Source organism: Mesorhizobium sp. ISC15 (genome assembly GCF_037162615.1).
GTDB lineage: Bacteria > Pseudomonadota > Alphaproteobacteria > Rhizobiales > Rhizobiaceae > Mesorhizobium > Mesorhizobium mediterraneum.
The window spans coordinates 6,032,873-6,059,684 of the sequence record NZ_JAVSPX010000001.1 but is presented as its reverse complement, the minus strand read 5'-3'; the positions used below and the strand labels follow the sequence as shown (position 1 = coordinate 6,059,684).

At 63.2% G+C, this 26,812-nt stretch carries 24 protein-coding genes; 4 read left to right on the top strand and 20 right to left on the bottom strand.

Annotated features, from left to right (window positions below):
• Positions 1 to 31: 31 nt before the first annotated feature.
• The 3 genes from RPG13_RS29265 to RPG13_RS29255 form a co-directional block, all read right to left on the bottom strand.
• Positions 32 to 1,204, bottom strand: coding sequence for a CaiB/BaiF CoA transferase family protein (locus RPG13_RS29265; protein WP_095484165.1), 1,173 nt, complete (start codon positions 1,202 to 1,204; stop codon positions 32 to 34).
• Positions 1,205 to 1,224: 20 nt separating this feature from the next.
• The gene (locus RPG13_RS29260; RefSeq protein WP_292645505.1) at positions 1,225 to 1,986 is read right to left on the bottom strand and encodes a 3-hydroxyacyl-CoA dehydrogenase; all 762 of its coding nucleotides are present in this window, start codon (positions 1,984 to 1,986) and stop codon (positions 1,225 to 1,227) included.
• Positions 1,987 to 2,056: 70 nt separating this feature from the next.
• Positions 2,057 to 2,593, bottom strand: coding sequence for a GNAT family N-acetyltransferase (locus RPG13_RS29255; protein WP_337126631.1), 537 nt, complete (start codon positions 2,591 to 2,593; stop codon positions 2,057 to 2,059).
• 274 nt (positions 2,594 to 2,867) lie between these two features.
• Here RPG13_RS29255 and RPG13_RS29250 point away from each other — a divergent pair, with 274 nt between their 5' ends.
• Positions 2,868 to 3,857 carry a glutathione S-transferase family protein gene (locus RPG13_RS29250; RefSeq protein WP_337126630.1) on the top strand — a complete coding sequence of 330 codons (990 nt, stop codon included), beginning with the start codon at positions 2,868 to 2,870 and terminating at the stop codon, positions 3,855 to 3,857.
• A 1-nt stretch (position 3,858) separates the two neighbouring features.
• On the opposite strand, the gene RPG13_RS29245 is transcribed toward RPG13_RS29250, so the two are convergent.
• A complete protein-coding gene (locus tag RPG13_RS29245; RefSeq protein WP_337126629.1) occupies positions 3,859 to 4,359 on the bottom strand; it encodes an NUDIX domain-containing protein in 501 nt (166 codons plus the stop codon).
• A gap of 53 nt (positions 4,360 to 4,412) precedes the next feature.
• Here RPG13_RS29245 and RPG13_RS29240 point away from each other — a divergent pair, with 53 nt between their 5' ends.
• Positions 4,413 to 5,327, top strand: a complete 915-nt coding sequence (locus RPG13_RS29240; RefSeq protein WP_127204895.1) for a metallophosphoesterase family protein — start codon at positions 4,413 to 4,415, stop codon at positions 5,325 to 5,327.
• On the opposite strand, the gene RPG13_RS29235 is transcribed toward RPG13_RS29240, so the two are convergent.
• The 10 genes from RPG13_RS29235 to RPG13_RS29190 all read right to left on the bottom strand — a co-directional run bounded on the left by RPG13_RS29235 (position 5,317) and on the right by RPG13_RS29190 (position 16,488).
• Positions 5,317 to 5,940, bottom strand: coding sequence for a hypothetical protein (locus tag RPG13_RS29235; RefSeq protein ID WP_095484170.1), 624 nt, complete (start codon positions 5,938 to 5,940; stop codon positions 5,317 to 5,319). The genes RPG13_RS29240 and RPG13_RS29235 overlap by 11 nt on opposite strands.
• Before the next feature lie 228 nt (positions 5,941 to 6,168).
• On the bottom strand, positions 6,169 to 6,972 hold the full coding sequence (locus RPG13_RS29230) for an alpha/beta fold hydrolase (RefSeq protein WP_292645517.1): 804 nt from the start codon (positions 6,970 to 6,972) through the stop codon (positions 6,169 to 6,171).
• Between the two features lie 99 nt (positions 6,973 to 7,071).
• On the bottom strand, positions 7,072 to 8,850 hold the full coding sequence (locus RPG13_RS29225) for a hypothetical protein (RefSeq protein ID WP_337126628.1): 1,779 nt from the start codon (positions 8,848 to 8,850) through the stop codon (positions 7,072 to 7,074).
• A 193-nt stretch (positions 8,851 to 9,043) separates the two neighbouring features.
• Entirely contained in the window at positions 9,044 to 10,720 is a 1,677-nt protein-coding gene (gene leuA / locus RPG13_RS29220; RefSeq protein ID WP_164897627.1) for a 2-isopropylmalate synthase, read from the bottom strand.
• A gap of 658 nt (positions 10,721 to 11,378) precedes the next feature.
• Entirely contained in the window at positions 11,379 to 13,103 is a 1,725-nt protein-coding gene (locus RPG13_RS29215; RefSeq protein ID WP_442921365.1) for a TonB-dependent siderophore receptor, read from the bottom strand.
• Positions 13,016 to 13,489 (bottom strand): hypothetical protein, encoded by a 474-nt coding sequence (locus RPG13_RS29210; RefSeq protein ID WP_337126627.1) that lies wholly within the window; start codon positions 13,487 to 13,489, stop codon positions 13,016 to 13,018. Before RPG13_RS29210 ends, RPG13_RS29215 begins: the two co-directional genes overlap by 88 nt.
• Positions 13,490 to 13,666: 177 nt before the next feature.
• Positions 13,667 to 14,755 carry an AbrB family transcriptional regulator gene (locus RPG13_RS29205; protein ID WP_126105219.1) on the bottom strand — a complete coding sequence of 363 codons (1,089 nt, stop codon included), beginning with the start codon at positions 14,753 to 14,755 and terminating at the stop codon, positions 13,667 to 13,669.
• 71 nt (positions 14,756 to 14,826) lie between these two features.
• Entirely contained in the window at positions 14,827 to 15,135 is a 309-nt protein-coding gene (locus tag RPG13_RS29200; protein WP_095484177.1) for a putative quinol monooxygenase, read from the bottom strand.
• 45 nt (positions 15,136 to 15,180) lie between these two features.
• A complete protein-coding gene (locus RPG13_RS29195; protein ID WP_095484178.1) occupies positions 15,181 to 15,981 on the bottom strand; it encodes an SDR family NAD(P)-dependent oxidoreductase in 801 nt (266 codons plus the stop codon).
• A gap of 69 nt (positions 15,982 to 16,050) precedes the next feature.
• Positions 16,051 to 16,488, bottom strand: a complete 438-nt coding sequence (locus tag RPG13_RS29190) for a DsrE family protein (RefSeq protein ID WP_127293224.1) — start codon at positions 16,486 to 16,488, stop codon at positions 16,051 to 16,053.
• Positions 16,489 to 16,584: 96 nt separating this feature from the next.
• Between RPG13_RS29190 and RPG13_RS29185 the strand changes: the two genes are divergently transcribed.
• Complete coding sequence (locus RPG13_RS29185) at positions 16,585 to 17,658, top strand: hypothetical protein (protein ID WP_292712272.1); 1,074 nt, start codon at positions 16,585 to 16,587, stop codon at positions 17,656 to 17,658.
• A 168-nt stretch (positions 17,659 to 17,826) separates the two neighbouring features.
• A complete protein-coding gene (locus RPG13_RS29180) occupies positions 17,827 to 18,834 on the top strand; it encodes a glycosyltransferase family 10 domain-containing protein (RefSeq protein WP_337126626.1) in 1,008 nt (335 codons plus the stop codon).
• Positions 18,835 to 18,957: 123 nt separating this feature from the next.
• On the opposite strand, the gene RPG13_RS29175 is transcribed toward RPG13_RS29180, so the two are convergent.
• The 6 genes from RPG13_RS29175 to RPG13_RS29150 all read right to left on the bottom strand — a co-directional run bounded on the left by RPG13_RS29175 (position 18,958) and on the right by RPG13_RS29150 (position 26,680).
• Complete coding sequence (locus RPG13_RS29175) at positions 18,958 to 19,872, bottom strand: cation diffusion facilitator family transporter (protein ID WP_292712298.1); 915 nt, start codon at positions 19,870 to 19,872, stop codon at positions 18,958 to 18,960.
• A 47-nt stretch (positions 19,873 to 19,919) separates the two neighbouring features.
• The gene (locus RPG13_RS29170; protein ID WP_095484257.1) at positions 19,920 to 22,109 is read right to left on the bottom strand and encodes an anthranilate synthase; all 2,190 of its coding nucleotides are present in this window, start codon (positions 22,107 to 22,109) and stop codon (positions 19,920 to 19,922) included.
• Positions 22,110 to 22,366: 257 nt separating this feature from the next.
• Positions 22,367 to 23,440 carry a succinylglutamate desuccinylase/aspartoacylase domain-containing protein gene (locus RPG13_RS29165; RefSeq protein ID WP_095484182.1) on the bottom strand — a complete coding sequence of 358 codons (1,074 nt, stop codon included), beginning with the start codon at positions 23,438 to 23,440 and terminating at the stop codon, positions 22,367 to 22,369.
• Between the two features lie 73 nt (positions 23,441 to 23,513).
• Positions 23,514 to 24,695 carry an MFS transporter gene (locus RPG13_RS29160; protein ID WP_095484183.1) on the bottom strand — a complete coding sequence of 394 codons (1,182 nt, stop codon included), beginning with the start codon at positions 24,693 to 24,695 and terminating at the stop codon, positions 23,514 to 23,516.
• Between the two features lie 150 nt (positions 24,696 to 24,845).
• Positions 24,846 to 26,222 (bottom strand): FAD-containing oxidoreductase, encoded by a 1,377-nt coding sequence (locus tag RPG13_RS29155; RefSeq protein WP_337126625.1) that lies wholly within the window; start codon positions 26,220 to 26,222, stop codon positions 24,846 to 24,848.
• A complete protein-coding gene (locus tag RPG13_RS29150) occupies positions 26,219 to 26,680 on the bottom strand; it encodes a DUF4126 domain-containing protein (RefSeq protein ID WP_126105227.1) in 462 nt (153 codons plus the stop codon). The genes RPG13_RS29155 and RPG13_RS29150 overlap by 4 nt, the downstream gene beginning before the upstream one ends.
• Positions 26,681 to 26,812: the final 132 nt, after the last annotated feature.

Sequence of the window (26,812 nt, the reverse complement as noted above, 5' to 3'; positions counted from 1 at the left end):
CCGTCTTAAGCTGATTTTTGCTCTCCAGTTATCAACCTATCACACCGGATTTGACAAGGGCCTCAGTCTCGCTTGCCGAAAGGCCGAAGCGTGCCAGCACGGTCGCCGCCTGACGATCGTGAACGGCCGGCACGGCGGCAAGCGTCGGCCGGGAGCGCGAAAAGCGCGGCGCTGGGGCGGGGCGCTCAAGCGCACCCGACGTCACAAAGGCGTTGCGAGCGCGATTGTGCGGATGATCCCTGGCTTCCCTCAGCGACAGAACCGGCGCAAAGCAAGCATCGGTCGCAGCAAAGAGCCGGTCCCAGTCGTCCCGTGTCTTCTGCCGGACCCGATCGACAATCGCGGCACGCATCTCTGGCCACAAGGTCCTGTCGTATTGGCCGCGTACAAAACGCTCGTCGAGCGGTAGCAGTCTTGCGAATTCGGCGAAGAACCGGGGTTCAAGGCAGCCGACGGCGACGTGCCGTGCGTCCGCCGTCTCATAGGTGTCGTAAAAGGGCGCGCCGGAATCGAGCAGGTTCGCGCCGCGCCTGTCACTCCACAGGCCCGCCGCCATCAAGGCGTGCATAGGTGTCGTCAGCATCGAAGCGCCCTCGGTCATCGCGGCGTCGATCACCTGGCCCTTGCCGGAGCGCGAACGCTCAAACAGCGCGGCCAGCGCGCCGGCAATCAGCATCATGGCGCCGCCGCCATAGTCGGCGACGAGGTTGAGCGGTGGGACTGGCCGGCTTCCTTCCTGGCCGATAGCGTGCAGCACACCCGAATAGGCGAGATAGGTGATGTCGTGACCGGCACGACCAGATAGCGGTCCGTTCTGGCCGAACCCCGTCATGCGGCCGTAGATCAGCGCCGGGTTGCGCGCCACTGCGGCATCGGGCCCGAGACCAAGCCGCTCCATGACATCAGGACGAAACCCTTCGATCAGCATGTCGGCCTTTTCGGCGAGGCGCAGCACCAGTTCGACACCCTCCTGGCGCTTCAGGTCAATCCGCAGCATAGAGCGGCCGTGACGGTCGATGTCATATTCGTCCGGTAGCGACAGAAACGGCTGGGTTGATCCAGCCCGCTCGATGCGCAGCACCTCGGCTCCCATCTCCGACAGCATCAGGCCGGCCAGCGGCACCGGTCCAATCCCGGCCATCTCGATCACCGTCAGACCGGCGAGCGGGCCGGTCTTCGCCAGCGGGGAGACCTCGGCACTCATGGTCGGGCACTCATGGTCGGCTACTTCGGCGCCATGCGGATGGCGCCATCGAGGCGGATGGTCTCGCCGTTGAGCATCTGGTTTTCGATGATGTGCAGCACAAGGGCTGCATATTCGGAAGGCTCGCCGAGACGGGACGGGAAGGGCACCGCGGCGCCCAGCGAATCCTGCACCTCTTGCGGCATGCCGGCCATCATCGGCGTCTTGAAGATGCCGGGCGCAATGGTGCAGACGCGAATGCCCGACCGGGCGAGGTCGCGCGCCACCGGCAGCGTCATGCCGACGACGCCGCCCTTGGAGGCCGAATAGGCCGCCTGGCCGATTTGACCGTCATAGGCGGCGACCGATGCCGTGTTGACGATGACGCCGCGCTCGCCGCCCTCCAGCGGCGCAAGCTTCGCGGCCCGGTCGGCGACGAGGCGGATCATGTTGAAGGTGCCGATCAGATTGACCTCGATCACCTTGCGGTACTGGTCGAGCGGATGCGGGCCGTCCTTGCCGATTGTCTTCACGCCGATGGCGATGCCGGCGCAATTAACCAGGATACGGGGCTCGCCGAGCGTTTTTGCCACTTCCGCCACGCAAGCAGCAGCGCCGTCGGCGCTGCTCACGTCGCATTGGACGGCGATGCCGCCGATATCAGCCGCAACCTTCGCCGCACGGTCGATGCCGAGGTCGAGGATGGCAACGCCGGCGCCCTTCGCGGCCAGCGCCCGCGCCGTCGCCTCGCCGAGGCCGGAGCCACCGCCGGTGACGATCGCAATCTGGCCGTTAGGGTTCATGCCGGCGTCCTCCATCCTGCCGCGCACATGCTACGAAGCCCGACAGAACGGCGCAACAGCATCCGGATGGTCACGCCATCGCGGCGACGTGCGCGGCAACCCTTGCCTGATCGGCGTGGCAAACCTCCCCCACCAGCCTTGACACCGCGCCCGGCGCGATCTCGTGCGACAAAAGCCGGTCGAGATCGACCGGGCGCGGCATGGAGATTTGCCCACGCGGGATTCTCTTGAAGCCGAGCGGGCCGTAATAGGGCTCGTCGCCAACAAGCATCACGGCAGGCATGCCGGCCTTGGCGGCGGCTTCCAGCGCGATTGCCACCAGCCGGCGGCCGATACCGAGATTCTTGAAGGCCGGCCGCACGGCAAGCGGTCCGAGCATCAGCGCGCGGCCGGCGCCTGCCGCGATACGCGTCATGCGCACCGAGGCGACAACGATATCGCCATCGACGGCCACGAAGGACAGGGCGCGTTCATGCGGGCCGCCCTCGCGGATCTTGTAGGCGCCCAGCACGAAACGGCCCGGCCCGAAGGCTTCGCCGTTGATGGCTTCGATTTCGAGGTCATGCGCCGGAGTTTCCGGCAGGTATTTCACGTCGGCAAGGCTCATGGTCTTTGCGTTCCGGTATACGGGGAAAGGTTTGCTGCAAACGGCAGCGTTCGCCAGTCAGCGCTTTATCAAGCGCGGGCGCCCTTTCGTCGTCGGTCGAACCGGATCAAAGCAAAGTCGAACATGCGGATTGTCCGCTAGCATCAATTTCCAGCCGCTGCAATCGGCCGTTTTCGCCTGCCGTTTCGCCCAAGTGACGGTCTGTTCAGCACATGACGACTTCGGCAGCGCCGCCTTGCGCCTAAATGATGAGGAGGACGCAAGGAGATTTAGTATGGGACTGCTGGTCCAAGGCAGGTGGCATGATCGCGGGTACGACACCGCGGACAGTGGTGGCAAGTTCATGCGGGCACAGTCGCAATGGCGCGATTGGGTCACTCGCGACGGCGCACCAGCCGAGGGCCGCAAGCGCGGCTTCATGGCCGAGCCCGGTCGATACCATCTCTATGTCTCGCTTGCCTGTCCCTGGGCGCACCGGACGCTGATCTTCCGCGCGCTGAAGAGGCTCAAGGACGTGATTTCAGTCTCGGTCGTCCACCACTTCATGGGCGCCGATGGCTGGACGTTCCTGACCGAGGACCGCGCCACCGGCGACACGCTCTACGGGCTCGATTTCCTGCATCAGATCTACACCAAGGCCGATCCCGCTTATTCCGGCCGCGTGACGGTGCCGGTTCTATGGGACAGGCAAGAACAAACAATCGTCTCCAATGAGTCCTCCGAGATCATCCGGATGCTCAATTCAGCCTTCGACGAATGGGGCGATGCCAGCCTCGACTTCTATCCGAAAGCACTGCGCGGCGAGATCGACGCCGTCAATGCGCTGGTCTATCCCTCAGTCAATAACGGCGTCTACCGGGCCGGCTTCGCCACCACGCAAGCGGCCTATGAGGAAGCGTTTGGCGAACTGTTCTCGGCGCTCGACCAACTCGAGGACCGTCTGTCTCGCCAGCGTTATCTCGTCGGTCACCGCATTACAGAGGCCGATTGGCGGCTGTTCACCACGCTGGTCCGCTTCGATCCGGTCTATGTCGGCCATTTCAAGTGCAACCTGCGCCGCATCGCCGACTATCCGAACCTGTCGAACTATCTGCGCGACCTCTATCAGGTCCCTGAAGTTGCAGGCACGGTGAGCCTGCACCACATCAAGGCGCACTATTATGGCAGCCACGAAACGATCAACCCGACGGGCATCGTGCCGGTCGGACCGGAGCTGGACTACGCGGCGCCACATGATCGGGTGCGGTTCAGGAAAGCGGCGTGATCTACCAGTAGGGCGACGCCGCCGCGCCGCCAAAAATCTCGGCAATCCGCCGCAACGTGGCCGGCGTCGTTCCTTCCGGCAGGCGGTCAAGCGGAAAGAAACCGGCCGCGGCGATCTCGCGGTCCGGGAGCTTCGGCGCCGTCTGATTGAACTGCTCGACCAAATAGAGTCCGACATGGTCGCGGCGGCTGGCCCGCCGGTTGAAGTGCATCGATTTCAGCACCGGCGGCGCGGTCAATGCAATATTGGCCTCCTCGGAGAGCTCGCGCGCCAGCGCCTCGATCATCGTCTCGCCCAGCTCGACGCCACCGCCGGGAAGCTGCCAGCCCGGTACATAGGTGTGGCGAATGAGGAAGACGGAATTGAACATGCGGTCGTGGACCAGGCCGCGCACCCCGAGCGTCATCGGCCGCCGCAGCACGAAATACAGATGAAACAGCCTTGCCCTGAGACCCGGCCAGCCGGTCTGGCGGAAGGCCTGCTTCGGTTCGGGCCGCGTCATCACCCACGAAACCGTGGGTGGAAAGCAGCGCGCGCGTCGCTTATGAAGAGAGGATGTTCAGGCTCGCGCATATTTCCGATATCCATCTGGGACCGCTCCCCGGTGTAACCTATCGCGATCTCGCCTCCAAGCGCGTGGTCGGTTACGTCAACTGGCAGCGCAACCGCCGCCGCCACATGCGCGATGCCGTCATCGACACCATCGTCGCCGATATCAAGGCGAGCGCACCGGATCACCTTGCGGTCACCGGCGATCTGGTCAATCTGGCGCTCGACGGTGAGATCGAGATGGGCAAGCACTGGCTGGAGACGCTGGGTTCTCCCGATGATGTGTCGGTCGTTCCGGGAAACCACGACGCCTATGTGCCTGGCGCCTTCGACAAGGCCTGCCGGTCGTGGACGGCGTGGATGACCGGCGACGGCGTCAATACGCCGGTAGACCGCGACGCCTTTCCCTATCTGCGCGTGCGTGGCAACGTCGCGCTGATCGGTGTGACGACGGCGCGGGCCACGGCTCCGTTCATGGCCAACGGCTTCTTTCTGGAGGATCAGGCGGAAAGGCTGCGCGTAGTGCTCGATGCCACCGCCAAGCGCGGGCTGTTCCGGGTGATCATGATCCACCATCCGCCGGTGCGCGGCGCCGTTTCGCAGCCCAAGCGGCTGTTTGGCATTGCCCGCTTCCACAAGCTCGTTCAGCGGCACGGGGCCGAGCTTGTGCTGCACGGCCACTCGCACGAGCCGACGCTGTTCTTCATCGGCGGGCGCGGCGCCAAAATTCCGGTGGTCGGCGTCGCCGCCGCAGGGCAGGCGCCAGGCGGCAGGCACCCAGCGGCGCAATATAATCTGTTGGAGATCGATGGCGAAAAGGACAACTGGCGGATCAGGCTGACGCGACGCGGCCTGACCGGCCCGGCCATCCCGCCTTCCGATCTGGAGGTTCTGGAACTTGGCGCGAACGCTATGGCCTGAAGCTCAGTCCCATCGCAACGAGGCGGTCCCAGAACAACACGATCGATACAGCCAGTCCGACCAGGGCGCCGGCGGCGATCAGGCCGAGACCGGAGAGGAAGGCCGACCAACCCTTGCCGCGCCGGACGGATTGCAGCGGCGGCTCGGCTTCAGGGACCAAGGCACGTTTCAGGCCGGCGACAGCCTGCTCGACTCCGCCTTCCATCATTCTCTGGCGTTCGACGACACGCTCCGCGACGTAGCGCGTCACCTGATCGGCAACCGGTTTCATCTCGGTCGATTCGGCGAGCACCACGCGGCCGATGCGCGTATCCCTGAGGAAGCGATAGGTGCGGCGGTCGCGTCCCATGGCGACATGGCTGACGGCGTCGATCCACAGGCGCGGCTGCAGCCCGGACGAGACGGCGAAGTCGAAATTGTCCATGTCGGCGGGCACGTCGGCAAAGATGGGCGCGAGTTCGGCGGCAAGCAAATCGAGCCGCATACGATGCGCCTCGCGCATGTCGACCACGACGTCGTCGCGGTCGGCGAAGGCGTTCTTCACGTCGCGGATGGCATCGGACAGTTTTCGCGACTGATCGATCTGTGTGATGTTCTCGCCTGCGTCCTTCATCGGCGTTGCCTCGCGGGTTTGGTTAACATCGAATTAACACAGCCGTTGGCAAAATGCACTTGTGTGATCGATAGGCGTTTAATGCGCGTCGCGTCTGAAAGGGCTCATGCGACGCGCATTAAAGTCCTGTTTTTATGCATGTCGTTATCCCAAAACCGCAACGCACTTTTGGGCGACATGCATTGAGCGGACAAACCAGGCTGGAAGCCGCGCTTTGGCAGGGGCGGATCAGTTCGCCGCGGCGGCGGATTTCGAACGAAACGGCCTGCTGCGGCGTTTCATATTGCGGCGGACGATCTCGGCAATCAGGCCGGGCGCTTCCTCGATCAGCATATGGCCAGCCTCCAACACGTGGTGCAGGTGGAAATGCGTCGGCATACCGTCTGCCTGGGTGAAGGGCAGCACCGCGTCATCTATCCCCCAAACCACCATCACCGGCATATCAAGCGTTTCGAGCCGTTCGCGCGGGATGACGCCCTGCCGATCGCCCCTGGTCATGGCTGCAGCGATGTCGACAAGTTTCTGCAACTGGCCGGGACGGGCACGCATTTCGCCAAGAACATCCACGATGCGCTCCGAGGGCAGGCTTTGCGGTCCGGACATGGCGGCGAGGCAGGCGCGGATTTCACTCTTGCCGGCAGCGGCGGCATAACGGCGCAACAGCGGCCCATTGATCTCAGTCCCAAAACCGCCCGGCGCCAGAAGCGTCAGCGACGCTATCCTTTCGGGTTCGGCCAATGCCATCAGCACTGCCGCCGCTCCGCCCATAGAATGGCCGACGAGATGCACCCTCTTAATTCTGCGCGCGGCGAGATCCGCAAGAACGGCCCGAGCGGCCGCCTTGGCCGGACCGCCACCCGGGAAATCGAGGGATAGCCCATGGCCCGGAAGATCGTAGGCCAGCGTCCGTGAACCAAACGCCAGTGTCGAAATCACCTCGTGCCAGTCGTCGTGGCAGCCGCCGAAGCCATGCAGGAAGACAACTGTCCTCGGGCCGGCGCCCCGTTCGGCAGTGTAAAGGGATGAAATCATGAAAATTTATGGTTTTTATGCGAATTGCGAATTGTGGCTGGATTGCGCCTTGTCTAAGACGATGGCCAGTAAAATTTTTGCGATCTGCCGTGCAATTTTCTAGCTGGCGTTGCCGAGCCCGGCGGCACGCAAGGCCTCGACCAGCCGATCGGTCAGATCGGCGGGGTATCGCCTCTCGACAAAGGTCGCGCGCGGATCGGCAGCGAATTTCGGGAATTTGACAGTCATCTGGTTCACGAGTTCGTGCGCCAGTTGATCGCGGCCGGCTGCCTTCGCGCCGATCAGCCGCGCAGCCAGATAGTGCGATTTCGTCGGCGTCGCTTGCAACGCCTCGCTGGCAAGCGCGGCCTTGTTCATATCGCCCGTCATGAACTGGCCGACGAAAAGCCCGTAGTCCCACCAGGTCGGATGGGCGCTGGAGGTTTCGGCGGCGTGCGCAAGGATCGGTGTTCCCTCCCTGTACCTACCGGCGAAAATCAGCCCATAGGCGTAAGCTGCCGCCATGCTGAGATCGTAAGGGTTGAGTTCGTAGGCCTTATGCATCCAGCGGATCGATTCCTCCGAATTGCCGAGGCGGGAATTGAGATAGCCATAGGCACGGTGCGCATAAGGGCTGGTCGGCCCCATCTGCACGGCGCGACGGGCAAGCGACAGCGCCTGTTCGATCGTTGCACCGGCTGGATAGGCGTAGTGATCTGTCGCCGTCTCGAGATGCAGGGCCGCGAGTTCCGAATAGACGAGCGACGATTTCGCATCCCGATTGACCAGGTTTTCGAGACAGCGATAGGCAGCCTCATGGGTTTTGGCGCCCTGGTCGAGATAGTACTTGTCGTTGAGTAGCAGACATTCCGTCAGGCCGGTTTGAAGGCCGCTCTGTTCGATATAGTTGTAGATCGTGCCCGAGGCGGGAATGGCCGAACTCAAAATGCCGGCCACACTGTCCTCGACGGTGGTGGGTGTGCTGTCGGCGGCAGTCAAATTGCGTGACAGCAGGACCCGTCCGGTCGCCACGCTTTGAAGCTCCAGGGTGACATCGCCTGCCGTTGGTCCCGGCAAGACATCGAATACGAAGCTGATTGCATCGGTGACCGGATCGGGCGGGCCGTCGGCGTCCCGACCGATGAAGTTGACCGTATCGAAGCCGCTGAGGCCGGCGCGCAGCGATGCCGCGACGCGGGCAGCCTCGGCGCTGTCGGCTTTCACTGCAATGTAGACGAGCGGAAGGGTTTCAATCGGAGCCCATGGCGCAATGCTGCCGGTTGCCACTGCGTTTTCGATCGTCGACGCGGTATCGCTTCCCGCCAGCAATGCGCCGCTTCCCTGACGAAGGATCAGCACTCCCAGCATGGCGATGACCAGAGCGATCGCCAACCAGAAGAACTGGAGATGGCGCAGCAGCGAGGGCGCCGGCTCGCGAACGACAGGGGACATCAACGATGCGGTACGAGCGGCCATACCTGGTTCTTCGAGCGATCCCGACAAGGTCGCCGCCGCCTCGGCGTGTTCCTCCGGCGCCGGCTCGAGCGGCAGGCGGATCGCGTTGAGTTCATAGGATGGAACATAGCCGCCACGCGGAATGGCGATGCGGATCGGCTCGGCAACGCCCTCATTGGCGAAGTAATGCTGCAGAAGCTCGCGGAGCCTGCCCGCCTGCACCCGCACGACGGCGTCGGTCGACGGATCGAAATCGCCGTCCTTGCCGAAAACATCCATCGCGATGGAAAAGCCCTTGAGCTTGTCGGCTTCGCCTGCCTGCTCGCGCTCGACCAGATAGCGAAGCAGTTTACGCGCTCGCTCGGATCGTCCGAACGTTTCGCTGGCTAGCAATCGTTCCAACGTCTCGCGCACTGCGGGGGCGGCAGGCGTGGCATGCTGCAAGTGTCGATCCTTTCGAAGTCGGCACAGGTTAAGACGCAATCATATAGAGCCTGCACTGCCATACAAGCATGCATCCATTATGCGATCGCGTACCCCACCGGATAATTCTCCGGTGGTTAATGGTGCGAAAGACCGGAGCAAGATGATACCATCTTGGTTCATCTTGCTCCAGCTGTGAGCTTTCGACGCTTGTCTAGTCGACCTTTCGGCCGATGATGCGGTTGGCGGCGGAAACCACGGCTTCCAGCGAAGCGGCCACGATGTTGGTGTTGATGCCGGCGCCGAACAGCTTGCCGTCGGGGTGCTCCATCTCGACATAGGAGATGGCCGAGGCATTCGAGCCGCGCTGCATGGAGTGCTCCGAATAGTCGAGCACCGACATCGGCACGCCGACATGGCGCGACAGCGCGTCGACGAAGCCGTCGATCGGCCCAGTCCCGGAGCCTGATATCGTCACCTCCTTGCCGCTGTCGAGGATGACCGCCTCTACCGCACGCCGGCCCTTGGTCTCGATGTCCGGATAGGTGTGGTGGTCGAGGAACTTCAGCCGCGCGCCGGGCTGGTCGACATAGGTGTCGAGAAAGCGCTCGTAGATGCGCTTGACCGGCACCTCCTTGCCTTCGGCGTCGGTGATCGCCTGGATCGCCTGGCTGAACTCGATCTGCAGGTTGCGCGGCAGGTTGAGGCCGTAGTCCGCCTGCAGCACATAGGCTATGCCGCCCTTGCCGGACTGCGAGTTGATGCGGATGATCGCCTCGTAGTTGCGCCCGACATCGGCCGGGTCGATCGGCAGATAGGGCACTTCCCAGTACGGTGTGTTGGCCTTGCGCAACGCCTTCATGCCCTTGTTGATGGCATCCTGGTGCGAGCCGGAAAACGCCGTGTAGACGAGCTCGCCGACATAGGGATGACGCTCGGGGATCTTCAACTGGTTCGAATATTCGTAGACGTCCTTCATCCGGTTGATGTCGGAGCAATCGAGCTTGGGATCGACGCCTTGCGTGTACATGTTGAGCGCCAGGGTGACGATGTCGACATTGCCGGTGCGTTCGCCATTGCCGAACAGCGTGCCTTCGACGCGGTCCGCGCCCGCCATCAGGCCAAGTTCTGTGGTGGCGATGCCGGTGCCGCGGTCGTTGTGCGGATGCAGCGAAATGAGCAGGTTCTCGCGGTTGTCGAGGTTGCGACACATCCATTCGATACGATCGGCATAGATGTTGGGTGTCGACATCTCGACCGTGGACGGCAGGTTGATGATCAGCTTGTTTTCTGCCGTCGGCTTCACGATCTCGGTGACGGCGTTGCAGATTTCCAGCGCCACTTCGAGCTCGGTGCCGGTAAAACTCTCCGGCGAATATTCGAAACGGTAGCCGCCGCCAGCCTTGGCCGCCATGTCGGTGATCATCTTGGCCGCATCAGTGGCGATCCGCCTGATGCCGGCGACATCCTTCTCGAAGACGACGCGGCGCTGCAATTCGCTGGTCGAATTGTAGAAATGCACGATCGGGTTGGTGGCGCCCTGCAGCGCCTCGAAGGTGCGGGTGATCAGTTCCGGCCGGCACTGCACCAGCACCTGCAGCGAGACGTCGGCTGATACATTGCCCTCTTCGATGCACCAGCGGGCAAAATCGAAATCGGTCTGCGAGGCCGACGGGAAGCCGATCTCGATTTCCTTGAAGCCCATGTCGAGGAGCAGGGCGAACATGCGCGCCTTGCGCTCGTGGCCCATCGGGTCGATCAGTGCCTGATTGCCGTCGCGCAGGTCGACCGAGCACCAGATCGGCGCCTTGTCGATGACCTTCGACGGCCAAATCCGGTCGGTGAGGCCGACGGTCGGGTAAGGTTGGTATTTCCGGGCTGCCTCTGGCATGCCCCGGGCTGCCTCTGGCATGCCCCGGGCTGCCTCTGGCATGGCCTTTGCGGCACCCTTGCCCATCTCCCCACTATCTGCGTGGATTTCTTCTCGTGCGTTCATTGTCGTCTCTCCCGGCGGCTCGCGGGATCCGCCTTCAGACGGATTTGGTGCCGAGCGGCGCCTTTATCAGATGTTCATTCGCTTGATGTGACTTGCCAATTTTGAGACTGGCCAAGGAGCGTGCGCGTGAGCGGCGGTTCGACCGCCGGGCGCTCCTTCAGCGAACCCGGCGATCGCCGATAAGGCCGAGAAGCAGCAGGGTGGAAGCAAGCGCGCGCACGGTCTCGCCAGCAAAGCCGGTCTGACGGGAAGCGACGGAGGTGGCGCGGATAGTCATGGTGGTTCTCATATAGGAGCGGCCAAGGAGAGGCAAGTGGGCGGCGTCCAGTGGGCAGCGTCCTGGCGTGCTCCGCCGTCACCAAAGAGATCACGGCGTTCTGCCTGCGTGTCCAGGGCGAATGTTTCGCCGTCAACACGTGCCGAGGCATTTGTCGAAGTCGACGGTTCCGAAGACCGGAATCCGCTCGCCACGGGGGAGATCATCGACATTACCTGGCTTTATCGGCACGGGCGCGAGGCCGGCACTGCAGGACTGCGCCGGCGACGATGGACATCAAAAGCGATAGCGCAAGCTGGCGAATAGCGAGCGGCCCTCGTCGCGATAGCAATAGCCGGCCGAGCAGATGGTCCTCTGATTATCGAACAGGTTCTTGGCGTTGACCTGCAGCTTCACGCCTTCGAGGTCGGGATTGCGGTAGCCGAAATCATAGGAGAGGGAGGCGTCGACGAAGGCGCGCGCCTCGTTCTTGAAAGTGTTGGTGTCATCGCCGTAGCTGCTGCTGGCGACGCGAACGCCCGTGCCCAGCCCCAGGCCCTCCAGCGTGCCGTTCTCGAACTGGTAGTGTCCCCAGAGCGACAGGATGTGATTTGGCGTCGCCGACAGTTCCTTGCCCACGGTTCCCTCGGCGCCGCGTTCGATTTTCACGCGCAGATAGGTGTAAGAGGCGATGACGCTGAAGCCGTTGTCGAGCGAGGCATTGGCTTCCAGTTCGATGCCGCGCGAATTCAGGTCGAGCTGGCGCTGCTTGTTGATACCGGTCGAGGCATCGAACACGACGCCATCCTTCTGGTCGATGTCGAACAGGGCGGCGCTGATGGTCGCGTTGTAATCCGGAATCTCGTATTTGACGCCGATTTCCTTCTGCGTCGCTTTGGTCGGGCGGGCGACGCGGGTGATGTCGCTGTTGACGTCATCATAGACGAAACCGATGTTGGGCGAGAACGACGTCGAATAGTTGACATAGGGCGTGATGCCCCATTCCGTCTGGTAGGACAGGGCAAGCCGGCCGGAGAAGGCGCTGTCATCCTGCTTGGACTTGGTGAAGTCGGCGGCGGTGGAAGTGGTGTCGACCCAGTCGTAGCGACCGCTGGCGAACAGGGTGAAATCGTTCCACTCCATCTGGTCCTGCAAATAGACGCCGACCTGGTTCATCTCCTGCCCGCCGACGTAGGGGACCGGAGCGGCCTTGATGTCGTCGATGGAAACGTAGGACAACCCGCTGCCGGCATCATAGTCCGACCAGGCGTAGTCGATGCCGGCTATCGCAGTGTGCTTGACCGGCCCGATGTCGAACTCGAACTGCGCCATGTTGTCGACGACGAAGTTCCTCATGTCCTCGGTATAGTGGCCCCAGTAGCGCTGCAGCGGCTGATCCGGGCCGATCGAATAATTGCCGCTGTATTCGATGTCCGCGTCGACAGCGTTGTAGCGCAGGTTCTGCCGAACCGTCAGCACGTCGTTGAAACGGTGCTCGAATTCGTAGCTGATACGGCCCTGGCTCTGCGCGAAGTCGTTCCAGGCGGGATCGCCCTCGTAGACGTCCGACAGGTTGCCATAGGTCGGATTGTAGAACGCAGCCGTGCCGCCGGTGACGGATTTCGAATATTCACCGAGAATAGTGAGCTTGGTGTCCTCGTCCGGCTTGAAAGTGATCGCAGGCGCCAGATAGATCTTGTCGTCGGAGTAGCCGGGCAGGTCGGTATCGCTTTTGCGGCCGAGGCTGGTGAAGCGGTACAGAATGCTGCCGTCCTCGTTCACCGGCCCGGATGCGTCAAGCCCGGCCTGGAAGCGATTATGCTCGCCCATAAGCATTTCGACTTCGCGGTACTGCTCCTCCTTGGGGCGCTTTGTGACGACATTGACGATGCCGCCCGGACCGCTGACGCCATAAAGGGAAGATGCGGGACCTTTCAGGATGGTGACGCCTTCGATGCCGTAAGGCTCCGTCTTGAACCATGCCGATGGCCCATTGTACTGGCGCAGCCCATCGCGAAACATGCCGTTATAGAAGGCTTGGAAGCCACGCAGGAAGAAGGCGTCATAACGGGTGTCGAAGCCGAAGCGGTGGGGTTGGCGCTGGCTGTATAGCCGAGCGATTCGTTCAGCGTGCGCGGCTTCTGGTCCTCGATCTGCTTCTGCGTCACCACCGAAACGGCCTGCGGAATCCTGACGATCGGCGTGTCGGTCTTGGTGCCGATGCGGTCCTTCTTGGCGACATAGCCATCTTGCAGCAGAATCTCGTCGCTCTCGGCGTCCACCAATATTTTATCGAGGACGGTGATGTTTCCGCCGTCCTGAGCGCGAGCCGGCCCGAACTGGCTGAGCATCGCAGCGCTGCCCAGCAATGATATCCCCAAGCGCCATGTCGTCGGTCGCGTCCGCATCAACTCGTCTCCACTGTTCGGTACAGGATTGCGGTCCCGCGCTCTCAAATTTGAGTATTTGAGTCAAGTATTTTTTGCGGCTCGCGCTCGGGCTGGCCGGTGCTGTCGCCGGGTCGCAAAAACTCGTCCGGTTTTGGTGAAGCCGACTACGAATACCGGGGAAGACGCGGCAGGTCCTTATTCCCTCAGACTTCGCGCCACCAGCCGCGCCAGGCTCGGCCCGATCAGCAGCACGACGAGGAAGCGGGCCGATTGCAGCGCCATGACGAAGGAGATGTCGACGTGCTGTGCGGCGGCGGCGATGATGGCGACGCTGTCCATGCCGCCGGGGCTGGTCGCCAGGTAGGCGGTCAGCGGATCGATGCCGAGCACATGGCTGATCATGAAGCCGAGGCCGCCACAGAAGGCGATGAGAATGATGATCGAGCCAACGATCTGCGGCAGCGCCCGCGTCGCGTGCCGCAGAATCGCCCTGGTGAAATTCAGGCCGATGGTCCAGCCGATCATCGTATAGCCGAGGGCGAGCAGCCAGGGCGGCAACTGCATCGTCACGCCTAATCCTAGATGCACCGCGGTGCCGAAAACGAAGGTGCCGAGGAAGAAGGGTGACGGCAGCCTGAGCAGCTTTCCGATGAGGCTGCCGACGAGCGCCACGCCAAGTGTCGCGGCAAAGGCCATTGGATCAATCGGCGGGAACCAGATGATGGCCGGGATCTCGATGCCCGATGTGTCGACCCACATCTTTGCGACAATCGCCGCAGTCATCGAGACGAAGATGACGCGCAGATATTGCATGAAGGCGACGAGGCGCTGGTCGGCTCCGAAGGCGCCGGCCATCAGCACCATGGCAGTGGCCGCGCCCGGCGATGAGCCCCAGACCGCGGTGGTGCCGGGCAGGATACGCCAGCGGCTGATCAGCCAGCCGAGCAGGCTGGATGCCGCGACGGTCGCCACCACGGTGCCGAGGAACAGCGGCCATTCCTTGTAGAAGACCGGGAAGATGTCGGCAGAGATCGAGCCGGCGACAAGGCAGCCGATGATCGCCTGGGCGGCGCCGAACGAAGGGCGCGGCACACGCACCGTGGCGCCGTTGGTGCCGGCCAGGATCGCCGCCAGCATCGGCCCGATCAGCAGCGCCGCCGGCAAGGCGGCGAATTCCAGCGCACCGGCAAAGAGGATCGAGAAGATCAGGAGGGCCAGCCACTGCCAGGCTTTGGGCATCCGCGCCATGCGTTCGACGGTCGGCTGGTCTGGCAGGGAATCCATTTTTCGGTCTTAGACCTGAAGCGGGGAGATGCGAACCCCGCGATGGCGAAAAATGCGTCCGCTCTCAGGCGTCAGGCGGTTTTGACGGCGGGCAGGCCGAAGCCGCCTACGGGCTGGGTCTCGACCTGGAATTCGAAGCCGGCGATGATCGGCCGCGCCTTGGCGATCGCTGCCTGGACTTCCGGCAGTTGCAGCGAAGCCTTGTGGCTTGCCTGGTCGGTCCACACCTCGGTCACCCAGATTGCGTCGGCATCGGCCGGATCGGTGGCGATGATGTAGCTCAGGCAGCCCGGCATGGAGCCGGTGCTGGCAAGCAGAACGTCCATCATTGCGTCGCGCTGGCCGCGCGTCGCCCGCATCTTGCCGATCAGACCGTACATTGCAGATTCTCCGTTGGCTTCCGCGACAAGTATGCAGGTCGCCGCTCACGGCATCAACTGGCCACCATTCACCTCGATCACCTGGCCGGTGATGTAACCGCTCAACAGAGCGGACGAGAGGAACAGATAGGCGCCGACGCAGTCCTCGGGCGTGCCGGCGCGGCCCTGTGGAATGGTGGCCACCATGCCCTTCATCTGCTCGTCGGTCGAATAGCGCTCATGGAAAGGCGTCGCGATGGTGCCCGGAGCCACCGCGTTGACGCGGACGTTGAAGCCGATCAGTTCCTTGGCCATGCCGCGAGTCACATTGGAGACGAAGGCCTTGGCCGATCCGTAAAGGCCGGCGCCGCCGCCGGCGCCATTGCGCGCGGCGATCGACGAGGTGTTGACGATGAAGCCGCCCTGGCGCTTCAGCCATGGCATCGCCTTGCGCGAGGCAGTCAGCACGGAGCGCGCGTTGAGGTCCATCACCGCGTCGTAATGCGCTTCGGTCAGCTCGGCATAAGGCACGCGGCCGAGCATGCCGCCGGCATTGTTGACGAGGCCATCGAGCCGGCCGAAGTGTTGCGCGCTGTCCTCGACGACGCGCTCGACATCGGCGGGGATCGAGAAATCGGCCTGGACGAGGAATACTTCGCCGCCGCCGTTGCGGATGGTCCCGGCCAGGTTTTCGGCAGCCGCCCGACTTGAATTGTAATGCAGCGCCACACGACATTTCTGCGCGGCATAAGCCAGTGCAAGTGCGGCCCCGATGCCTGTCGAAGCGCCGGTGATCAGCACCGCCTTGCCGGCGAGGTCGGGGATGACCAGGGCGGGGGTGACAAGGCTGGTTGTGGTGGCTGGCACGTCTATTCCTCCGGCGAGTATCTACTCTTCGTAGGGCCTGGCCGCCCTGATGTTCAAGTCCGTAGAGGCTCACGGCCGCAAATAGGCGTAGCCTTGGCGCTGCAATTCGGCGAGCTTGACGACGCCGCCGGTCTCGGCGGCATGGAAGCCATCGAGCAGATCAGTGAGCGCAACATCCATGCCGTGCATTGTGTTGGCGCAAGCATGCGGGGTCAGCCCGTCGCGAACGAGGCCGGAAAAACGGCTGGCAATGCCAGCCGACGCGCTCTTCGACTTGAAAGCGGCGAGTGCCGGTCCATGCACGACCAGCACGATGTCGACCTTGCCGCCGGTGCCGTCATAGTGGTTCTTGATGTTGCCCAGCACAAAACCGACCTTGTCGAGATCGCTGAGGTGGTAGGCGACCTTTTGCCTTTCCTCTTCCACAGCCGCCGCTTCGACCTGGCGCAGCCCGAAAAGGCCAGCGGCTCCGGCAAGGCCTACGCGGAAAATATCGCGGCGTCGCATGGCTTCATCCTCCTGTGCCGGCCTCGCAAATTGCGTGGCTTCGGCCCCGATCCTAGCATAAATTGAAGCCACGTCCTGTCGGGCGAGGAGGGGCACATGACGTCGAAGACCACTATGGGCGCCGGACTTGGTGTCGCCTTGCTTGCCGCACTTGCCGGCACGGCCCTTGCCGACGACAAGCTTACCGAACTCAGCCCGGACGGCAAGGATGCCTGTTTCGGGCGCGTCTACGATGCCGCGCATCTCAAGGCGCATCCGAACCAGAAGGTGGCACGGATCTTCTTCTACTATGGCAGCTATCCGGTTAGCCATCCGAACGAGGAGCCGAGTAGCGGTCCGTCCGGCTACAACGGCTTCGTGGCCACGACGGTGCGCGGCGCCAAGAAGCCCGAGTGGGTCGGCGGTTGGTGCGGCAAGGACGATCCGCAGTCGAGCGAGATCCGTTGCGGCATGGAATGCGACCGCACCATGGCCTCGCTCAACCTCGATGAAAAAGGCCGGCTGATCATCTCCGGCGTGCAGCGCAACCTTTATCTCGATGCCGGCGCCGAGGATGAACTTGGCGAAAAGGAGTTTACCAGGCAGGCACTCGGCACAGAAGACGACGGCTTTCGGCTCGACCCCATGCCGGCGCAGACCTGCAAGGTCGAATTCGCGCGCATCGATCCGATCGATCCGGCGCTGGGAGCACCGCTGCGTGAGCGGCTGAAGCCGGACCAGCCCTTCTGCTACGGGCGCGACTACGATGCCGCGCATCTTGGCTCGCATCCCGCTCAGTCTACCCAGACTATCCGGGTTTTCCGAGGCCCGATCGAGCTGGCCTCCTTCGCTATGGATGGCGATCCGGCAAGCTGGCCTGATGGTGCCGACATTGCCGTTTCCGTCACCACGCGCCACAAGGCTGCCAAGGTCACGCAGAGCTACAGTTGTGAAGGGGAAGCGGACCAGTGGCGCTGTGTGGCGAGCGCGAAGACGAGCGACTTTTCCTGCGACATCGCGGCCAGGGAGATTTATCTGCGCCGCGGCGCCAACGGCACGATGATGCTGGCCAATCCCAACAGCAGCCTGCCGATCGTCGACCTATGCTCGAAGGCGGCCGAAGGCGAGACCGCATCCGACGACAAGGTCTACCGGCTCGAGCCGATGCCGCAATCTGCCTGCACGCCTTGATTAGGGGTCCGTTTCTCGGTTTGGGGATTGGCGGGATATGACGAGGACCTGGATGCAATCAGGATCAGACCAAAACCGCCATCGTCGCGCGGGTGGCTCAAGCAACACGCAATTGCCTTTAGCGTCGACCGCTACACAGCCCAGGCCGCAGTATTGAGCAGTATTGAGATGTCCACATTGCTTGCCGTGCCTAAAAAAGAGCCGCTCGTCCTCTTCTACACGACTTTTTTCAGCAAGCCCGTCGACGTCGCGTCCATTCAATGCGATCTGCCGGGCGAATTTACCCTAGACAAGCGTAGAATTGCTGAAGCGACAGCGGTCGTCTTCCACATTCCGAACTTCCGCGAAATTGGTGACGCATGGCGATATCCGGGCCAGTACTGGATAGCCTGGTATATGGAAGCCCGCTCAAACTACAAAATCATAAAGGACCAGAAACTCATGCGGCACTTCGACTTCACGATGTCGCACGAGCGCAGCTCTGAGATTTGGTGCCCCTATTTGCCCAATTCCCGGTGGTGGGACACGGTGCGCGCAAAGCCTATAGGCGCCAAGACAGAAGCGGCTCCGGTGGTAGCCTTCCAATCGGCGCCCTTGAACTATAGCGGCCGGCTCGATCTCTTGAAGAGCCTGGCCGAACACATCAAGATAGATTCATACGGTCGGTATTTCCGCAACAGGACAGTCGAAGGCCCCGATCGCGGCCGCAAGACGAAGATCGAGACAGTCTCCCGCTACAAATTCTGCCTCGCATTGGAGAACTCGACCGAGACCGACTACGTCACCGAAAAGCTGTTCGATGCCTTCGAAGCCGGATCAGTGCCGATCTATCTGGGCACATCGAACGTGCACGAATTCGCCCCGCCCGGCTCCTACATCAACGCTGCAGACTTCAGCAGCTATGCAGAGCTGGCAGCATATCTGAAATACCTCATCGTGACGCCCGAGGCATACGAGGCATACTTTGCCTGGCGCTCGAAACCATTACCTGACGAACTCGCCCGCCTCGTGAAGGATCGCGACCCCCCGGTGTTTTATCGACTGATGCAATTCGTGCATCAGGTGACCGACGAGCGCGGTCAGGAACGGCCCGCCGGCCGGCCGACATTGCCTTTTGGTCCGCGAGCCTACTTCAGCACGCGGCTGCGAAAGTGGAGGAAGAGAGTGCCTAGCTGAGCCTGAGTTAGGGCGGAACGAACGCAAAGCGGAGCGCAGGCCTGGGATGAGGAAGGGATGGATGTGCGACCAATCCCTAGGATGTGCGATCGTCCCTGAAAGGGACCATCGACGTTCGCCGCCTCACGCGAACGGCACGGCCGTCGTGCCCTTGGGCAGTTTTGCCTCGTCATCGGGCTCGACATGGATGGTGACACGCACCGAGGGGATTTCCGCCTTCAGCGCGTCCTCGATGCGGTCGCAAATGACGTGGCTGGCGCCCACCGACATGCCGGCATCGACGACCAGGTGGAACTCGATGAAGGTGGCGCGGCCGGCGATGCGTGTCTTGAGATCGTGAACCTCCAGCGCTCCCTTGCAATTGGCCGAGATGACGTCGCGGATGTGCATGTGCTCCTGCGTGTCGACGGCGCGGTCCATCAGTCCGTTCATCGACGAGCCGATCACGTGCCAGCCTTGCCACAGGATGTTCAGCGCCACGATGACCGCAAGTGCCGGGTCGAGAATTTGCCAGCCGGTCAGCACGGCACCGACCAGGCCAATGAACACGCCGACCGAGGTCGCCACGTCGGTCATGATGTGCCTGCCGTCGGCGACCAGAGCCGGCGACTTCTCGGCACGGCCGGCACGAATCAGCGTCCAGGCCCAGAAGGCGTTGATCACCGTCGCGACGCCGTTGATTGCGAGGCCGGTCCAGGGCTGTTCGAGCGGGGCGGGATGCTGCCAGTACCACCACACTTCGTTGAGGATCAGAAGGGCTGCCAGCACGATCAGCACGCCCTCCAGAACAGCCGAGAAATATTCGGCCTTGTGGTGGCCGAACGGATGATCCTGGTCGGCCGGCTTGAAGCTGACCTGGATCGCCCAGTAGGCGGCGGCCGAGGCAATGACGTTGACGATCGATTCCAGCGCGTCCGAATACAGCGCCACGGAACCGGTGACGTGCCAGGCCGCCAGCTTCAGGCCGAGCACGACGCAAGCGACGATGATCGACCAGAAGGCGAGGCTGGCGACCCTCTTCTTCGCCGTCGACTTGATTTCAGCTGTGGTCACTGGGGAAGAAATCCCAACACGAACCCCTCGGGCTAAGCCGCCTTTTCCCTGGCCTTGCGCGGCAGATGCGCAACGATGTTCTCGATGATGCGCATGCCGGCATTGTGGCCGAGCGTCATGATCGATTCCGGGTGGAACTGCACCGCGGCGATCGGCTCCTTGGTGTGCTCGAAAGCCATGATGACGCCGTCCTCCGTCTCGGCGGTGACGATGAAGCCGTCGGGCAGGCGGACCGGATCGGCGAAGATCGAGTGGTAGCGGCCGACCGTCACTTCCTTGGGCAGGCCGGAAAAGATGATGCCCGGCTTCGACACACGGATGCGTGACGGTTTGCCATGCATCGGCACGTGCAATTGCCGCAGCTCCCCGCCATAGGCTTCAGCCAGCGCCTGCAGGCCGAGGCAGACGCCGAAGATCGGCAGGTCGCGCGCGCGGGCCCGCTTGATGGTGGCGGCGCAGTCGAAATCCTTCGGCGTGCCGGGGCCAGGCGACAGCACGACCAGGTTTGGCTTCAGCCGGTCGAAGACCTCGTCCGGCACAGGCGTGCGCACCGTCGAGACATTGGCGCCGGTCTGGCGGAAATAATTGGCCAGCGTGTGGACGAAGGAGTCCTCGTGGTCGACGAGCAGGATGTTGACGCCGTCGCCGACGCGCGCGGTGGCGCGCTCGGTGTCGGCGGCATTGCCTGACTTGGCGTCGCGGATGGCGGAGATCATGGCGGATGCCTTCAATTCGGTTTCGGCTTCTTCTTCCTCGGGAATGCTGTCGAAGAGCAGCGTGGCGCCGGCGCGCACCTCGGCGATGCCGTCCTTGATGCGAATGGTGCGAAGCGTCAGGCCGGTGTTCATATCACCGTTGAAATTGACCATGCCGATCGCCCCGCCATACCAGGCGCGCGGGCTCTTCTCGTTCTGCTCGATGAAGCGCATAGCCCATAATTTCGGCGCGCCGGTGACGGTGACCGCCCAGGCATGGGACAGGAACGCGTCGAAGGCGTCCATGCCTTCGCGCAGCCGTCCCTCGATGTGGTCGACGGTGTGGATCAGCCGCGAATACATCTCGATCTGGCGGCGGCCGATGACGCGCACCGAGCCTGGGTCGCAGACCCTCGACTTGTCGTTGCGGTCGACGTCCGAGCACATGGTCAGCTCGGATTCGTCCTTCTTCGAATTGAGCAATTTCAGGATCTGCTCCGAATCGGAAATGGCGTCGTCGCCGCGCTTGATCGTGCCGGAGATCGGGCAGGTCTCGACACGGCGGCCGTTGACGCGCACGAACATTTCGGGCGAGGCGCCGATCAGATATTCGCCCTCGCCGAGATTGATGAAGAAGGAATAGGGCGAGGGGTTGATGGTCTTCAGCTTGCGGGAGATGGCGGAAGGCGGCGTCTCGCAGCGCTCATAGAACATCTGGCCGGGCACCACCTCGAACAGGTCGCCGCGCTTGAAACTCTCCATCGCCTTGCGCACCAGATTGGCATATTCGCCGGGCTCATGGTCGCCGCGCGGCGGGATGCGGTCGGCGGTCTTGAACGGCTCGACGATTTCGTCGCGCGGCAATCCCTCGGTCGAAAACCCTTCGCCCGAATAGTCGTAGCGGTCGGTCCAGGCCTTGGTCGAATAGTGGTCGACGACCAGGATCTCGTCGGGCAGGAACAGCACCAGGTCGCGCTGGCTTTGCTGGCGCTCGAGCTTGTAGTCGACCGGATCGAACTGGAAGGCGAGATCGTAGCCGAAGGCGCCATAGAGGCCGAGATTGGCGTCTTCCTCCGTTTTGAACAGAGCGGTGATGGCGCGCAGCACGGTGAAGACGGAGGGAACGCGGCTGCGTTCTTCTTCGGTGAAGACACGGCCAGGCTTGGCCACATCGAGGCGGATCAGTCTCTTCGACGTCTCGGCGATCGTCACGTCGTCAAGGCCGCCGAGCGCCTTGCCGATCACCGGCAGAAGCATCTCGCCACGGCTGTTCAGCGCCTCGATGCGCATGGCGCGGCTGCGCGCCGAGATCACCAGCGGCGGGTCGATGATGGCGGTGTCCCAGCGCGTGTAGCGGCCGGGATATTCGTAATTCGAGGAAAACACGGCGCCGCGGCGCGCATTCAGTCCGTCGATATAGCCGTCGATCGCGCCTTCATAGGGCCGGTCGTGGCGCTCGCGGGTAATCGTCACGCCACCCGCCGTGACGAAGCGCTCCGCCCCGTTCTCCAGAATTTTCGTCGTCATTGCCGTCTCCATCAGCGTCTGGGTATCAGCGTCTTGGGGCAACGGACCCGGGCATGGCTTGAAAAAACAAATGGCCGCCCGGACATTCCGTTGCGGCCACCTTCTATTTTCACGCGCACGCGTTCGAACAGGCCGCTGTCAGCGAGCCCACCACCAAACGGTCTTGATCGAGCGCATGTTCATGGCGATTCCAATAGCGGCGATTGAACGGCCGCGCAACTGGATTCAATGGAGGGCATGGAGAAGGGCATGAGCCCTCAATCCTCCAGCGTTCCCGACCTTGCATCGGCGCTCTTCCTGTCGCCGACCAGCTTCAGCAGATCTTCGCCGGCACGGATGATGCGCCGGGACCGCCGCGTCAGGATGATGCCCGCTTGCGGCGCGAACACCTGCGTGCGGCCACCGGCTTCACCCGGCGCATGGACTATGCTGGCGAGCAGTGCGCCTTTTTCCACACGGTCGCCGGGCTTCACGTCATAAAGGATCGCACCCGCCCGGGGCGCTGGCATCATGTCGATGTTCTCGAGCGGTGCGACGATACCGGTGAAAGAATTGGGGCCGGCAAGGCTGCCAGGCGCGGGCAGGGCCTGATCCACGATCACGCCGCGCGCCACCAGCAGCCGATAGAGCCCTTCGGCATCGGAAGCGGCCAGAGCGCCATCGACGTCGAGCATGCCTCGATACTCGACTGTGGTGGCGACGCGCCGGTCAAACCGCGCCACATCGGCGGGGACGTTCAGATACGGCGTGATCGAGGCGCCTTCGAAGGTGCCGTCGGTGTCCTCATCCCACAGCACCACCGCGTCGACGCCCATGGCGGCCGCACAATCCGCCATTTCAGGCCACAGGCTGGTGTGGACATAGAGATAGGCGAGGCCCTCGTCGTCGCAGTGCAGGTCGAGGACGATGTCGTGGCCGATCGACAGCTGCAGCAGCCGCGTCTTCAGCCGCTGATCGGCCGTGCCAAGCGTGGTGTCCGGCAAGAGCGTCGTGTCCGGCGCCGCCAGCAGCGGAAAGCCGCGGTTGAAGTTGGTGCGCGTGCCCAAGTGGAAACGGCCCTGATGCTCGCCGAAATGATACTGGGCGCGGCCGATCGGATTGGCTTGGGGCACGACGGTGATATTGCCCTTGATGCGGCCTTCCGCTCCGGCCCTTTCGAGCATCGGCATCAGCGCGTCGATGGCGACGACGCCCGGCAGTTCGCCGGCATGCAGTGCGGCCTGCAGATAGGCTGAGGGTGCTGCCTTGTCGCTGCCGTCAAAGCGGAAGACCGGGAATTCGTAGGAAACGCCCTCGCTGTCGCCGGCGATGCGCTCGATCGATTTCTGCATGATACTCCTCCAGGAAAGAGGCCGAACACATGCCCTTTCGCCGATACGCTGTCGATTGGTCCAGTCTGCTGCGCTATGGGCGCAACTGTTGCGCGGGGTGCGTCACCAGCAACTGGCGGTCCAACGTCTGCGACATCACCGCCACGGCGACCGCCAGCAGGGCGAGCGCCGCGCCGACCAGCGGCAGATTGGCATAGGACACGCCCAGCGAAAGTGCCACGCCGCCTACCCAGGCGCCCGCGGCATTGCCGATGTTGAAGGCGCCCTGGTTCAGCGTGGCGGCGAGGTTCGGCGCTTCGGAGGCCGCTTCGACGACGCGGATCTGCAAAGGCGGCACGATGACGAAGACGAGCAGACCCCACAGGAAAACGATGAAGACGGCCACGGCTGCGATGGCGCCGAATTCGGCAAAGCCGACGAGCAGCAGCGCCAGCATCAAAAGCGTGCCGATCACCGTCGGCATCAATTTCCAGTCGGCCAGCCTGCCGCCGATGATGTTGCCGATGGTCATGCCGCCGCCGAATAGCAGCAGCACCCAGGTCACGGTCGCGGTCGACAGGCCGGATACGTCGGTGAGATAGGGCTTTATGTAGGTGAAGACGGCAAACAGGCTGGCCGACGCCAGCGCCGAGATCAGCATCGCCAGCCAAACCTGCAGCTTGCCGAGCACGCGCACCTCGCCAAGCAGGCCGCCGCCGCTCGGTTGGGTGATGCCGGCGGGCACCAGCCAGGCAATGGCTGCGACCGAGATAAGGCCGATCCCGACCACGGCCAGGAAGGTGGCGCGCCAGCCGTAGGCTTCGCCGAGTGCTGTGCCGCCGGGAACACCAAGGATGTTGGACAGGGTCAGACCGGCGAACATCAGCGCGATGGCGCTGGCCCGCTTGTTACGCGGCACCAGGCTGGCGGCGACGACCGAGCCGATGCCGAAGAAGGCGCCATGGCCGAAAGCGGTGAAGACGCGCGCCGCCATCAGCAGCCAATAATTGGGTGCGATCGCGCACAATAGATTGCCGACGACGAACAACATTGCCAGGCCGATCAGCACCGGCTTGCGCGGCATGTGTGCGGTGGCCACCGCAATCACCGGCGCGCCGAAGACGACGCCGAGCGCATAGCCGGTGACCAGCAGGCCGGCCGAGGGGATCGAGACGCCGAGGTCGGCGGCGACCTCGGGCAGCAGGCCCATGATGACGAATTCGGTGGTGCCGATGCAGAAGGACGCAATGGCAAGCGCTAGGATCGGCAGGGGCATGGGAGGTCCGGACTGAATCGGTTCAAAATTGAGACTGTCGGCAGAGCTGCCCCGTGCACAAGCGCGATTGCTGCAATGCAGCATTGCAAAAATGGACAGCGGATCGCGACTGCGTTGCGCGTTTGCCGCCTGCGGTGAATGCAGAGCGGCCTATGCCAGCGGCTTCAGCTCCTGGGCGATGGTCGGCAGAAGTTCCGAGACATTGGGGTGAATATGGGTTGCCCGCGCGAGCGTGCTGACCGGCGCCTTGGCGTACATCAGGTCAAGGACGCAATGGATCGCCTCGTCGCCACCGGGACCGAGCACCGAACAGCCGAGGATTTCCTTGGTGTCGGCGTCGACCAGGATCTTCATAAAACCTTGCGTCTCGCCTTTCTCGACGGCGCGGCCGACGCGGGTCATCGGCCGCAGGCCGACCAGCGCGCGACGGCCGGACTTTCTGACCGCTGTCTCGGTCATGCCGCAGCGGCCGAGCGGCGGGTCGGTATAGAGCGCATAGGCCTCGATGCGGTCACTCACCTTGCGCGGATCGTTGTCGAGCAGATTGGCGGCGACGATCTCGTAGTCATTGTAGGAGGTGTGGGTGAAGGCGCCCTTGCCGTTGCAGTCGCCCATCGCCCAGATGCCGGGCACGCTGGTGCGCAGCTGATCGTCGACGACGATGAAGCCGCGTTTGTCGACCTCGACGCCGGCCTTGTCGAGGTTGAGATCGTCGGTGTTGGGCGTCCGGCCCAGCGCCAGCAATACATGCGAGCCGACCGCCGGCGCCTTGCCGGCGGTGAAGGTCACAGCAATTTCGTTGCCCTGCTTGGCGAATCTGATTTCGTCGGCGCCGAGATGGACCGTGATGCCTTCGTTTTCGAGGATGGACAGAATGGCGGCCGAGACATCTTCGTCCTCGCGGGCGATCAGCCGCGGGCTCTTTTCGATCACCGTGACTTCTGAGCCGAAGCGGCGGAACATCTGCGCGAATTCGAGCGAGACGTAGCTGCCGCCGACGACGACCAGATGGCGCGGCAGCACGTCGAGGTCCATCATCGATGAGTTGGTCAGGTACGAAATGTCGTTGACGCCTGGCAGGTCAGGCACCGAGGCGCGGCCGCCGGTGTTGAGGAATATTTTTTCGGCGGTCAGAAGATCATCGCCGACGCGCACCGTGTTGGCGGTGACGAAGCGTGCATGGCCGCGATAGAGCGTGCAATGGTCCATGCCGGCAATCCAGCTTTCGAGATTGCCGCGGGCGTCGTTCGACACCTTGTCCTTGCGTGCCTTGATCGCCCTGTAGTCGACGCCGACCGAACCGGAGAGCGTCACGCCGTAGTCGGCGGCGCGGCGAGCGAGATGCGCGGCATAGGCGCTTGCCACCATGGCCTTGGTCGGCATGCAGCCGGTGTTGACGCAGGTGCCGCCGACCAGTTTTCGCTCGATCAGCGCCACGCTCATGCCGGCCGCCGTCAGCCGGCCGGCGAGCGGCGGGCCGGCCTGTCCGGCGCCGATGATGATGGTGTCGAATGTCTTTGCCGTCATGCCACTGCCGCCACGATCAGCAGGCCGCCGGTGATTGCCACCGCGTCCTCGATAAGGGCGGCTGGCAGGTCCTTGCCGAGGGTGATGGCCAGGCGCTTGCGCAGCTCGGCGCCGCCCAGCGTGCCGATCACCGCGCCGATTGCGCCGGCGATCAGGCCGCCGATGGTGGCGCCGGCGGTCGCGCCGATCACAGCGCCGGTGAAGGCGCCCGAGACGATGCGCGCGCCGAACTGCTGCGGCACCTTGCGGCTCGGCGTCGACGGCAACTGATCGGCGACAAGCTCGACGATGGCCAGGGCGGTGAAGATGCCGACGGCGACCCAGTGACCCATGAAAGCAGCCCAGGTGCCGGCGACCGGCAGCCAGCCGAGCCAAGCGCCCCAGGCGACGGCGGCGGGCGCTGTCATGGTACGAAGGCCCGCAACGACGCCAATCAGGAGTGCGAGAATATACAGCATGATTGATCCCCTCGATGGCCGGGCTCAGGACAACCCTGCCAGAGCAGGCTAGCATAGGCGCGGCATTTGACCAGAGGCCTGCGATCTGTGGCGTTACCCGATCTTTATGGACTGTGCTTTGACACCACGTTG

What these genes read in the sequence shown, in the direction of transcription:
- RPG13_RS29190 (WP_127293224.1), bottom strand. Translation starts at nt 16,488, where the DNA reads ATGCGACGCCGCGATATTTTCCGCGTAGGCCTTGCCGGAGCCGCTGGC.
- RPG13_RS29215 (WP_442921365.1), bottom strand. Translation starts at nt 13,103, where the DNA reads ATGTTTCGCGATGGGCTGCGCCAGTACAATGGGCCATCGGCATGGTTC.
- RPG13_RS29160 (WP_095484183.1), bottom strand. Translation starts at nt 24,695, where the DNA reads ATGCCCCTGCCGATCCTAGCGCTTGCCATTGCGTCCTTCTGCATCGGC.
- RPG13_RS29265 (WP_095484165.1), bottom strand. Translation starts at nt 1,204, where the DNA reads ATGAGTGCCGAGGTCTCCCCGCTGGCGAAGACCGGCCCGCTCGCCGGT.
- RPG13_RS29155 (WP_337126625.1), bottom strand. Translation starts at nt 26,222, where the DNA reads ATGACGGCAAAGACATTCGACACCATCATCATCGGCGCCGGACAGGCC.
- RPG13_RS29245 (WP_337126629.1), bottom strand. Translation starts at nt 4,359, where the DNA reads ATGACGCGGCCCGAACCGAAGCAGGCCTTCCGCCAGACCGGCTGGCCG.
- RPG13_RS29165 (WP_095484182.1), bottom strand. Translation starts at nt 23,440, where the DNA reads ATGCAGAAATCGATCGAGCGCATCGCCGGCGACAGCGAGGGCGTTTCC.
- RPG13_RS29240 (WP_127204895.1), top strand. Translation starts at nt 4,413, where the DNA reads ATGTTCAGGCTCGCGCATATTTCCGATATCCATCTGGGACCGCTCCCC.
- RPG13_RS29185 (WP_292712272.1), top strand. Translation starts at nt 16,585, where the DNA reads ATGACGTCGAAGACCACTATGGGCGCCGGACTTGGTGTCGCCTTGCTT.
- RPG13_RS29235 (WP_095484170.1), bottom strand. Translation starts at nt 5,940, where the DNA reads ATGAAGGACGCAGGCGAGAACATCACACAGATCGATCAGTCGCGAAAA.
- RPG13_RS29170 (WP_095484257.1), bottom strand. Translation starts at nt 22,109, where the DNA reads ATGACGACGAAAATTCTGGAGAACGGGGCGGAGCGCTTCGTCACGGCG.
- RPG13_RS29260 (WP_292645505.1), bottom strand. Translation starts at nt 1,986, where the DNA reads ATGAACCCTAACGGCCAGATTGCGATCGTCACCGGCGGTGGCTCCGGC.
- leuA (WP_164897627.1), bottom strand. Translation starts at nt 10,720, where the DNA reads ATGCCAGAGGCAGCCCGGAAATACCAACCTTACCCGACCGTCGGCCTC.
- RPG13_RS29255 (WP_337126631.1), bottom strand. Translation starts at nt 2,593, where the DNA reads ATGAGCCTTGCCGACGTGAAATACCTGCCGGAAACTCCGGCGCATGAC.
- RPG13_RS29200 (WP_095484177.1), bottom strand. Translation starts at nt 15,135, where the DNA reads ATGTACGGTCTGATCGGCAAGATGCGGGCGACGCGCGGCCAGCGCGAC.
- RPG13_RS29205 (WP_126105219.1), bottom strand. Translation starts at nt 14,755, where the DNA reads ATGGATTCCCTGCCAGACCAGCCGACCGTCGAACGCATGGCGCGGATG.
- RPG13_RS29180 (WP_337126626.1), top strand. Translation starts at nt 17,827, where the DNA reads ATGTCCACATTGCTTGCCGTGCCTAAAAAAGAGCCGCTCGTCCTCTTC.
- RPG13_RS29250 (WP_337126630.1), top strand. Translation starts at nt 2,868, where the DNA reads ATGGGACTGCTGGTCCAAGGCAGGTGGCATGATCGCGGGTACGACACC.
- RPG13_RS29210 (WP_337126627.1), bottom strand. Translation starts at nt 13,489, where the DNA reads ATGCGGACGCGACCGACGACATGGCGCTTGGGGATATCATTGCTGGGC.
- RPG13_RS29150 (WP_126105227.1), bottom strand. Translation starts at nt 26,680, where the DNA reads ATGCTGTATATTCTCGCACTCCTGATTGGCGTCGTTGCGGGCCTTCGT.
- RPG13_RS29230 (WP_292645517.1), bottom strand. Translation starts at nt 6,972, where the DNA reads ATGATTTCATCCCTTTACACTGCCGAACGGGGCGCCGGCCCGAGGACA.